The 1,948-nt window shown below is 47.5% G+C and carries 2 protein-coding genes; both read right to left on the reverse strand.

From position 1 onward, the window contains the following. Positions 1 to 62: 62 nt before the first annotated feature. The gene (gene istB / locus IE054_RS17690; RefSeq protein WP_189408588.1) at positions 63 to 845 is read right to left on the reverse strand and encodes an IS21-like element helper ATPase IstB; all 783 of its coding nucleotides are present in this window, start codon (positions 843 to 845) and stop codon (positions 63 to 65) included. Beyond that, positions 845 to 1,861: an IS21 family transposase gene (gene istA / locus IE054_RS17695; RefSeq protein ID WP_189408590.1), complete on the reverse strand. Its 1,017-nt coding sequence runs from the start codon at positions 1,859 to 1,861 to the stop codon at positions 845 to 847. Before istA ends, istB begins: the two co-directional genes overlap by 1 nt. Positions 1,862 to 1,948: the final 87 nt, after the last annotated feature.

Here is a 1,948-nt window from a genome sequence, read left to right on the forward strand (position 1 = left end):
TGTCAACAGCAACTGAAAACTGATCCACTTTTCCTCGTTGCAACAATTGAATTTTGATCCACCTATTGTTCCTGTTTTGAAGGAGCAGTCAGAAGGCCTGCTTTACGTTTTTCTTTCAAGCGATAGCTTTCCCCTTTGATTTGAATAATATGAGAGTGATGTAGTAACCGGTCTAACATGGCAGAAGTTAGTGCGGCGTCGGAGTTAAATACTTCAGCCCATTGGCCGAACGGTAAATTTGAGGTCAGGATCATTGATTGGTTCTCGTATCGTTTGGCGACGAGTTGGAAGAAGAGGTTTGATTCTTCACGGTTGAAAGGCAAATAGCCGATCTCATCGATGATTAATAGTGATGGCGCCATAAATGAACGCTTTAATGTGTTTTCATAATGACCTCTGTTCATGGCCTTCGAGAGAGTAAGTAATAAGTCAGCAGCACTGATAAAGCGGGTGCGTATTCCTGCTTGAACGGCCTTGTAACCTAAGCCTATCGCCAGATGCGTTTTGCCGACACCAGACGGGCCTAGCAAGATCACATTCTCTGTACGTTCGATGAAGGCCAGGCTGGCCAGATTATCTACTTGCTTACGTGACACTCCAGCGGCAAATTGATAGTCGAAGTCATCCAGCGTTTTGATACCTGGAAACGTGGCTAGTCTGGTGTAAAGGGCTTGTTTCCGTTGGTGGCGTGCGAGTTGCTCCCCTTTTAACACGCGTTCTAAATAATCCAGATAAGACCATTCTTGTGCCGCTGCTTGCTGACTGAGTTCTACGGCAACAGCTGTCAGGCTGTTTAGGTCCAGCGACTCAGCTAATGGCTCCAGACGTTGCAGTTGTAGGTCCATCAGCGCACCTCTCGACACAGGGCATCATAAACAGCTAAATCATGATGAATCGGAGCCATATCAAACTCGGACAGTTGACCACCTGTAGCCAAGGGCAACTGTGACCAATGGGGCAGAGGTAATAAGTAATGCTGCTCTTCTTCTAACCTGTCGATAGGGCGAGCTTGGGTTGTTGCGTGTGTTCGCACATTAGCCTTACCATGCAACCAGCGTTTTACTTCGTAGTTTAGCGTTGGCAGCGTAACAGCCTTGCATCCGTCGTTCAGGCGAGTGACATACGGGATGTAAAAGCTGTGCCGAACATAGCTCACCATTCGTTCGACCTTACCCTTCGTTTGAGCACGATAGGGGCGGCAAAGCCTAGGAACAAACCCGTAATCCTTTGATAGCTGCCACAAGCCTTTATGAAAACAATGGCGTCCTCTGGCGTACGCATCACGCTGTAATACAACCGTCTTCATGTTGTCGTAAAGAACTTCGCCTGGCACACCGCCAAAGAAATCAAATGAATCCATATGACACTGTTTGAGAGTCTCGAACTTCATGTTATCGACGAACGTGACAAACAACATTCGGCTATATCCCAGCGTCGCTAAGAAGGCATAAATCGGCTGCGAGCCACTGCGCATGGTTCCCCAGTCGACTTGCATCTGATGCCCTGCGGCTGTCTCAAATCGTACAACAGGCTCAGGTATTGGTGTGGGCTTAGTGGTTCGAATATATTGCCTAAGTAACGACAGTGAGCCTGTAAACCCCTGCTGTACGATCTCATCAAAGATGACGCTGGCAGGGATGTTGTTGGGCCTTGCGGTACTAATACGATGCTGAATGTAAGGCTTAAACGGATCTAACTTCGATGGCTGGGGTTGCCGGTTTGAGTATACAGGCAATGATATTGCCTCGAGATGTTTGCGCACGGTATTGCGCGAAATGCCAAGCTTCTTCGCTATAGCACGTCGACTCATACCTTGCTTGTAGAGGATTTGAATCTCCATAAATTGTTCCAATGTGAGCATAAGTCCCTCCTTATGGAGGGATCAGTTAGTCCACAGTGGATCACTTTTCAATTGTTGGGGTGGATCAGTTTTGCACTGTTGCTAACA

Origin of the sequence: Alteromonas halophila, from assembly GCF_014651815.1 — a bacterium.
GTDB lineage: Bacteria > Pseudomonadota > Gammaproteobacteria > Enterobacterales > Alteromonadaceae > Alteromonas > Alteromonas halophila.

Coding starts and splice junctions, on each gene's coding strand:
- istB (WP_189408588.1), bottom strand. CDS start 845: ATGGACCTACAACTGCAACGTCTGGAGCCATTAGCTGAGTCGCTGGAC.
- istA (WP_189408590.1), bottom strand. CDS start 1,861: ATGCTCACATTGGAACAATTTATGGAGATTCAAATCCTCTACAAGCAA.